5 protein-coding genes and 3 pseudogenes are annotated in these 7,650 nt (G+C 39.5%); 5 read left to right on the top strand and 3 right to left on the bottom strand.

The features are described from left to right. Positions 1-278 precede the first annotated feature (278 nt). The 3 genes from JCM10991_RS10815 to JCM10991_RS10805 all read right to left on the bottom strand — a co-directional run bounded on the left by JCM10991_RS10815 (position 279) and on the right by JCM10991_RS10805 (position 2,217). The gene (locus JCM10991_RS10815) at positions 279-575 is read right to left on the bottom strand and encodes a hypothetical protein (protein WP_023859964.1); all 297 of its coding nucleotides are present in this window, start codon (positions 573-575) and stop codon (positions 279-281) included. 12 nt (positions 576-587) lie between these two features. Beyond that, the gene (larE, locus tag JCM10991_RS10810; protein ID WP_025021487.1) at positions 588-1,421 is read right to left on the bottom strand and encodes an ATP-dependent sacrificial sulfur transferase LarE; all 834 of its coding nucleotides are present in this window, start codon (positions 1,419-1,421) and stop codon (positions 588-590) included. A 139-nt stretch (positions 1,422-1,560) separates the two neighbouring features. Continuing rightward, positions 1,561-2,217 carry a Crp/Fnr family transcriptional regulator gene (locus tag JCM10991_RS10805; RefSeq protein WP_025021486.1) on the bottom strand — a complete coding sequence of 219 codons (657 nt, stop codon included), beginning with the start codon at positions 2,215-2,217 and terminating at the stop codon, positions 1,561-1,563. 336 nt (positions 2,218-2,553) lie between these two features. Here JCM10991_RS10805 and larA point away from each other — a divergent pair. From larA to JCM10991_RS10780, 5 genes and pseudogenes are all read left to right on the top strand, one after another. Further along, positions 2,554-3,827 (top strand): annotated as a pseudogene (larA, locus tag JCM10991_RS13865) (nickel-dependent lactate racemase). Between the two features lie 9 nt (positions 3,828-3,836). After that, positions 3,837-4,573: pseudogene (gene larB / locus JCM10991_RS13860) on the top strand (nickel pincer cofactor biosynthesis protein LarB). Positions 4,574-4,576: 3 nt separating this feature from the next. Then, a complete protein-coding gene (gene larC / locus JCM10991_RS10790) occupies positions 4,577-5,842 on the top strand; it encodes a nickel pincer cofactor biosynthesis protein LarC (protein ID WP_025021485.1) in 1,266 nt (421 codons plus the stop codon). After that, positions 5,842-6,551 (top strand): annotated as a pseudogene (larD, locus tag JCM10991_RS13855) (D/L-lactic acid transporter LarD). The gene larC and the pseudogene larD overlap by 1 nt, the downstream one beginning before the upstream one ends. 21 nt (positions 6,552-6,572) lie before the next feature. Next, complete coding sequence (locus tag JCM10991_RS10780; protein ID WP_023859957.1) at positions 6,573-7,574, top strand: HoxN/HupN/NixA family nickel/cobalt transporter; 1,002 nt, start codon at positions 6,573-6,575, stop codon at positions 7,572-7,574. Positions 7,575-7,650: the final 76 nt, after the last annotated feature.

Here is a 7,650-nt window from a genome sequence, read left to right as displayed (position 1 = left end):
ATGTAATTTAAGTTTTCAAGGAGTTCCATATTACTCACTCTCTTTAATTTTTTTCGTTATTAAAATGATACAACAAAGAGTGACGATATGGGACTCCTTTTTAATATTTTTCTCATAAAACACAAAAAACTGCAGACACCTATATTAGGAATCCACAGCATCTCGTAAAGAACCTTTTTGGTTATATTCTCTATCCATTGTTTGCTACGAAAAAACTCCCAGAAAATTTGGGAGCTTTACGGTAATTATTATCTTTATTTAGGGAGGATGTAGTTAGCTTAGACTAACTGAATATCTTTACTTTTGATAAAGTCAATTAAAGTTTGAACTTCATCGCGGACATCGCGATAGACCAAATGATGTATATTGTCATAGGCTTCTAGAGCATCTTCTTCAACTGCAAAAAAACGATCCAGGATTTCTGAAATTTGTTCGCTAATAACTTGATTTTGGCTATATTTTATCCGCATCAAAGTTAATTCTTGGTAAGCTTGCATCAGAAAAATTCGGCATGATTCTTCTGAATACAGCGTACTTTGACTGTTTTCTAATTGGTGAATCACCTTTTGAAACATGGCGTCTCCCCCTTAGACTAAGGCCAACTTTTCATCAGTTGATAAAACTTCATTCATCCGACCTGACTTGAAAGCTTGCATATCAAAAGTAGTGTAATTGAAGCCAAGTTTCCGTAAAGTAGCGGAGATTTCATCCTTCTTGTCCCACGCATCTTGCAAGTCTGTTTCAGGCAATTCAACCCGTGCCAAATCACCGTGGCAACGAACACGAACCGTTTTGTAACCTAAATCTTCACGTAGATATTTTTCACTAGCAAAAACCCGGTTAACAGCAGTTTGGGTTAAGCGTGTACCGTATGGGAAGCGTGAAGCAACACTACATGAAGCCACTTTATTCCAGTTAACAATACCATTTTCCTTAGCCAAAATCCGAATATCCGCCTTGTAAAGATCTGCTTCTTGTAAGAAAGAACGCACTCCTTCTTCATCACGAGCAATTAAACCAGGACGGAAGTCTTCGTTATCATCCATAATCATCCCATCAGCTATAGTGGTAAAGCCATCAGCAGCGACAGCGTCTTTGATAGTCTTGTAGAGTAATTTCTTACTGTAGTACCAACTCTTAGGGGTGTTAGCAGCAATTTTAGCATCAGCTAACTCACTCATTTCTAAACCTAAGACTTGAGCACCCATATCATTAGCTAAATCAACAGCCTTATTGAATTCATCATCTAAGAATAATTCCGAATTCATCACCACTGCTAAAACTTTGTCACTTCCCAAAGTGTCTAAGGCAATCTTTAACAGGTAGGTTGAGTCAATACCACCAGAATAAGCAATCACCAAATTATCTAATTGCGCCAACTTATCAATTAAAATACTTTCTTTAACCTCCAAAGAAGTCATAAAAATCATCTCCAATTTTGTAATTAACGTGGCCTAGTATAAATAATTTTCTGAAAAGAAAAAATAGCGATTGTTGCTAACATTTGATACTATCATTTATTTTTCAAAAATCACGTTTTATACTTACAATTATTTTCTTTTATTTAGCCACATATTCCTGGAGACATTCATAATCTTTAATTAATATTTTTTGATGAAGAATTTCAATGATACCTTCTTCTTTCAGATGATGAATGATACGATTAACCGAATTTCTAGTAGAAATTCCACAAAAGCCAGCAATGTCTTCATTAGTCACTAAAAAATCAATTAAAGTTCCATTTCTATGAGGTTTTCCAAAAAGGCGCGTAAGCTTATACAAAAGCGCACAAACTGCACCTGTTTTTCCATTCATCGTCATAGTCTGAAGAGATTCAATATTTTCAGATAACTTCAAACGGTAGTAGTCTCTGACATAAGCCTGAAGTAATTCATCATTTGCTACATAATTCCAAAAAGTTGTTCGTGGTAAACGATAAAAATGGGCTTCTTCTGATTCTACACGAATATTAAAAGGTGAAGAAGTGTATTTAGAAACTTCATCTTTTAAAAGCGAAACAATATCAGGCGAAACAATGTAAGAAAGGTTAAATTCTCGCCCATCAGGTAAGATAACACTGGTTTTAGCTACCCCATCCTTCAAAATATAGATATAAGACTCATCTAATCCATGGTAGGACAGATAAGAGTGACGCTTTTTTTCAATCAAAGGAATGTGCTTGTCTTCTAAAAAACTTAATAAGTAATCAATTTTCATAAATCTAACTCCATCTAACTATCAAAATTTTTACCTAAGTTTCCCTTAACTTGAATATTCAAATTAAATTATAGTGATTTGGCGAACTTATGGCAATCCTTTTTACTTTTTACCGGTAAGAAAGCACTGATTTTTCTTTTATCTACTTTATTATTCTTAAAATACGACTATAAAAATACGGCAATTTAGCTTTATGGTGCTAACATTTGTTAACAACAATGGTGATTTCTTGAAAAAATTTTTCAAATTATACTTTCCCTTGTGAAAAAATGACATGAAGGAGTCGTTAAAATGAGTGTAATCACGAAAGAAAAAGTTGCACATGAACATGAAAAAATGGTCAAAGTTGATCTTCCTTATGATAAGGCACAATTACAGCCGAAATTCCCGAAGACAACTTTGCTGGCCTTTTAGAGTCTAAAGCTGAGGATTTTTCCAACCCACTTTCAGAAAAAGAAACTGTGGAAAAGTCTATGGATAATCCTATTGGCAGTCCTAAGCTTGAAGAACTCGCAAAAGGAAAGAAGAATATCGTCTTAATTTCCTCAGACCACACCCGGCCTGTTCCTTCACACATTATTACCCCCATTATTTTGAGAAGAATTCGTTCCGTTGCCCCAGACGCTCGGATTCGTATTTTAGTTGCGACTGGTTTCCACCGTCCATCTACGCACGAAGAATTAGTGGCTAAATACGGGCAAGAAATTGCCGATAACGAAGAAATTGTGATGCACTTCTCACAAAAAGATGAAGATATGGTCAAAATTGGCCAACTTCCTTCTGGTGGGGACTGCATTATCAACAAGGTTGCTGCAGAAGCTGACCTTTTGATTTCAGAAGGCTTTATTGAATCACACTTCTTTGCTGGCTTTTCAGGGGGACGTAAGGCGGTTCTTCCTGGAATCGCTTCATACAAGACCATTATGGCTAACCACTCTGGAGAATTTATCAATTCTAAGGAAGCCCGGACCGGAAACTTACATCATAACTTGATTCACCAAGATATGGTTTATGCAGCACGAACGGCTAAGTTAGCCTTTATTGTAAACGTTGTCTTAGATGGTGACAAAAAAATTATCGGTTCTTTTGCTGGTGATATGGAAGCGGCTCACAAGGTTGGTTGTGACTTTGTCGAAAGCTTAGCTACCGTTAAGAAAATTCCATGTGATATCGCCATCTCTACCAATGGTGGTTTCCCCTTGGATCAAAATATTTATCAAGCAGTTAAAGGAATGACCGCTGCAGAAGCTACTAATAAAGAAGGTGGCGTCATTATCATGGTTGCAGGGACTCGCGATGGACACGGTGGCGAAGGCTTCTACCACAATTTGGCCGACTATGATGACCCTAACCAATTCTTACAAAAGGCCATCAACACACCACGTTTGGAAACTATTCCTGATCAATGGACATCCCAAATTTTGGCCCGGATTTTGGTACACCACCATGTTATTTATGTTTCTGACCTCGTGGATCCAGAATTAATCGAAGACATGCACATGGAATTAGCCACTAGCTTTGACCAAGCGCTCCAAAGAGCCTTCGAAATCGAAGGTGAAGATGCTCAAGTCACCGTTATCCGTGATGGCTTGTCCGTTATCGTCAAATAGGAGGGAACTATGGAAACACGCGAAATTCTTCTGGCCTTTCAACGTGGAGAACTCTCTTTAAAACAAGCTCAAGCATCCCTCCAAGGCTTTAGTGATTTGGCTTTGCCAAGGTTGATACCGCCCGCAAACAAAGAAACGGTTACCCTGAGGTTATTTACGGTCAAGGTAAGAGCCAGGAACAAATTTGTGAAATTATGGCGGCTTTAAAAGATGAAACGAGCCCAATCTTAACCACTCGAGTTGATGCCATAAAGGCAGAATTTCTCAAAGCGCGTTTCCCACAAGGCCAATACTTTGAAACGGCCCATTGCTTTGTTTTGAATCCTCAAAAAGAAGTTGCCAGTGATAACTACATTGCCATCGTTACTGCAGGAACTTCTGATTTATCTGTAGCAGAAGAAGCAGCCGTTACCGCCCAACAATTTGGAAACCGGGTGGAAAAAATCTACGATGTCGGCGTCGCAGGTATTCACCGGCTTTTTAACCACTTAACTTTGATTCAAAAAGCTCGTGTCGTTATTGTCATTGCTGGAATGGAAGGCGCCTTAGCTAGTGTCGTGGGAGGCTTAGTTTCAGCACCCGTCATTGCGGTACCTACTAGTATTGGTTATGGCACCAATTTTCAAGGCTTAACTGCTCTTTTATCTATGCTTAACTCCTGTGCTTCTGGCGTTAGCGTAGTTAATATTGATAATGGTTTTGGAGCGGCCTATAACGCTAGTCTGATTAACCACATGAAAGGATAAACTATGGCAGATATCTTATTTTTAGAACCCTTTTCCGGCCTAAGTGGTGATATGCTAAACGGGTTACTCTTAGATTTAGGCGCTGACTTTCAGGAAGTTCAAACTGAATTAACCAAGTTACACCTTCCTGAATTTACTGTCAGTTTCCAGCGTAACAGTCATTCTAGTATTTACGGTGGAAATTTCGAGGTTCATTTAACTAACCATGTTCACAAAGACCAAGGTTTAAGTCATCACTATGAACATGAACATCACCATAATCATAAACACGAACATCATCACGAAATACGCAATTTAGCGGCGATTAATGACATTCTTGACCAAAGTGACCTTTCGGCTGACGTCAAGGAACATAGTAAAAATGTTTTCTTCGACATTGCCCAAGCCGAAGCAAGAGTTCACCACGTGAGTTTAGATGAGATTCACTTTCATGAGGTAGGAGCAACTGATTCAATTGTTGACGTCGTTGCTTTCTTCATCGCCTTTGAAAAACTCGGTATTAAACGTGTCTACACCACAGCAGTTACTGATGGTACTGGTTTTATTCAAGTGGCTCATGGTAACATGCCTGTCCCCGTTCCGGCTGTTATGCAATTACGGCAAAACACCAACCTAATTTACCGTCAAGACTCTGAGATTCACACGGAATTGGTAACACCAACTGGTTTAGCTATTTTAAAGGAACTTAAACCAATCACTAGTATTCCTGAACACCTACAAGTAGAAAAAATCGGTTATGGTTTTGGGAAACGTCAGACAGGTAAGCTTAATGCTTTACGTGGAAGTCTGGCCACCTTAAAGCATAGTCACGAGGAAATTAACACCACCCAAGACCAAATTGCCAAACTCGAAGTCAATCTTGATGATCAAAGTCCCGAAGAACTCGGTTATATCTTTGATTTACTGCTCGAAGCCGGTGCTTTGGATGTCTTTTGGACCAACATTATAATGAAGAAAAATCGGCCGGCAGTTTTATTAACAGTTTTGTGTCAAACTCAGGAGCAAGCTAAATTTAGGCAGCTCCTCTGGGAACACACCACGACTCTAGGCGTAAGAAGTCAAGTCATGACCCGCACCAAAGCTACCCGCCATTTTGAAAAAATCACCACCCCTTTCGGTGAAATCACCGTTAAAGTTGGAATGCTCGGCTCACAAGTTAAACGTAGCCTCGAATATGATGACTGCGCCCGCATTGCGCGGAAATACCAGCTTCCTATTCACAATGTTTATCAAAAATTACAACCATATTTGCAAGGAGAACTTAAGTAATGTTACACAATTTGATTGCTGAATTTTTAGGAACCGCCCTCATGATTATGTTTGGGGTCGGGGTTCACTGCGACGAAGTTTTACAAAAAACTAAATATAAAGGTTCTGGTCACACCTTTGCCATTACCACTTGGTCCTTTGGGATTACCGTTTGTCTTTTCATTTTCGGTGGGGTCTGCATTAACCCTGCTATGCTTTATGCCAAGCTATCTTAGGAATGATTCCTTGGTCTAGCTTCATTCCTTACGTCATTGCCGAATTTTTAGGGGCACTTTTAGGTGCTTGCTTAGTTTACTTTATGTATGCTGATCACTTTACGGCCTCAGAAGGTAAAATTGACCAAATCGCCATCCGCAACATCTTCTCTACCAACCCTAACTGCCGTAACTTACCCCGTAACTACATGGTCGAAGTTATTGCTACCACAATTTTCTTAACTGGAATTTTAGCCATTGCAACTGCTTGGCCAAAGATGTTACCTGTCGGTGTCGGTCTTTTAACTTGGGCCGTCGGAATGGGCCTTGGGGGGACTACTGGTTTCGCCATGAACCAAGCACGTGACTTGGGACCTCGTTTAGCTTACCAATTGTTACCAATTAAAAACAAAACTAATAACGACTGGCAATATGGCTTGATTGTTCCCGGGACAGCTCCTTTTGTCGGGGCTTTAATCGCTGCTGCCTTTGCCCACTTCTACTTAGGAATCTAATCTACAAAATAGGGAGATAATATGAAGAGAAATATAATTAAAGATGCAATTCCATATTACTTGGCCTGCTTAGGGCTTCATTTCATCGCCCTTTTATGTCTGGTCAACGCTGCCATCCACTACCCTAAACTCTGGGGATTAGGACTCGTAGCTTATTCACTAGGATTACGGCACGCCTTTGACGCTGACCACATCGCCGCCATTGACAATACTGTGCGGAAATTAGTTCATGCAAAACATCGGTCAACTGGGGTCGGTTTCTTCTTTTCTTTAGGCCACTCCACCGTTGTTTTCTTGATGGCTGTAATTATTGGTTTTTCCGTTAAGTGGGCTAAAATACAAATGCCTTTCTTCCAAGCAGTTGGGGGAAAAATCGGAGCCTGTGTCTCCGGGACCTTTTTACTTGTAGTTGCAGCTTTTAACTTTATTATTTTATTGAGCTTACTAAAATCCGTCAAAGCAATGAAGGCTGGACAAGTCCAACAAGATGTTCTTGAAGATTTATTATTATCACGAGGATTTATTGCATCTTTAGTTAAGCCACTTTTCAAAGTTATCTCTAAAGAATGGCAAATGTATCCTACTGGTTTTCTTTTTGGATTAGGCTTTGACACGGCAACAGAAATTGCTCTTATCGCCCTTTCTGCTGGAGCTGCTAAAGCTAGTCTACCTTTAAGCGGAATTCTATCTTTGCCTTTGTTATTTGCAGCAGGGATGTGTCTTATGGACACTACCGATTCTGTTATGATGTCCGGTGCTTATAATTGGGCCTTTGAAGCGCCTTTACGCAAAATTTACTATAATGTAACTGTCACCACAATTTCCATTGTAGCGGCCTTCTTTATCGGAGCTTTGGAATTAATCCAAGTAGCCTTAGAATCTAACCCAACCAGTGGTTTCTGGGCTTGGATTCAAGCACTTGATCTTGGTAATCTTGGTTTATGGCTATTCTTCTTATTTGCCGTTCTATGGATTGTAACCTCCCTAATCTACAACCACAATAAGAAAAAATTTTCTGTATAGGAAAAGAGCTTCTGTGTGTATGGTATATGTCTATAACCACACCGGAAGCTCTTTTTGTTTATGGTCAACTACCCCC

The organism is Ligilactobacillus equi DSM 15833 = JCM 10991 (genome assembly GCF_000615765.1).
GTDB lineage: Bacteria > Bacillota > Bacilli > Lactobacillales > Lactobacillaceae > Ligilactobacillus > Ligilactobacillus equi.
This window is presented reverse-complemented; position numbering and strand designations above follow the sequence as displayed.

Bases quoted from the DNA above. Each gene is read 5' to 3' on its own strand.
- JCM10991_RS10815 (WP_023859964.1), bottom strand. From the start codon at position 575: ATGTTTCAAAAGGTGATTCACCAATTAGAAAACAGTCAAAGTACGCTG.
- larE (WP_025021487.1), bottom strand. From the start codon at position 1,421: ATGACTTCTTTGGAGGTTAAAGAAAGTATTTTAATTGATAAGTTGGCG.
- JCM10991_RS10805 (WP_025021486.1), bottom strand. From the start codon at position 2,217: ATGAAAATTGATTACTTATTAAGTTTTTTAGAAGACAAGCACATTCCT.
- larC (WP_025021485.1), top strand. From the start codon at position 4,577: ATGGCAGATATCTTATTTTTAGAACCCTTTTCCGGCCTAAGTGGTGAT.
- JCM10991_RS10780 (WP_023859957.1), top strand. From the start codon at position 6,573: ATGAAGAGAAATATAATTAAAGATGCAATTCCATATTACTTGGCCTGC.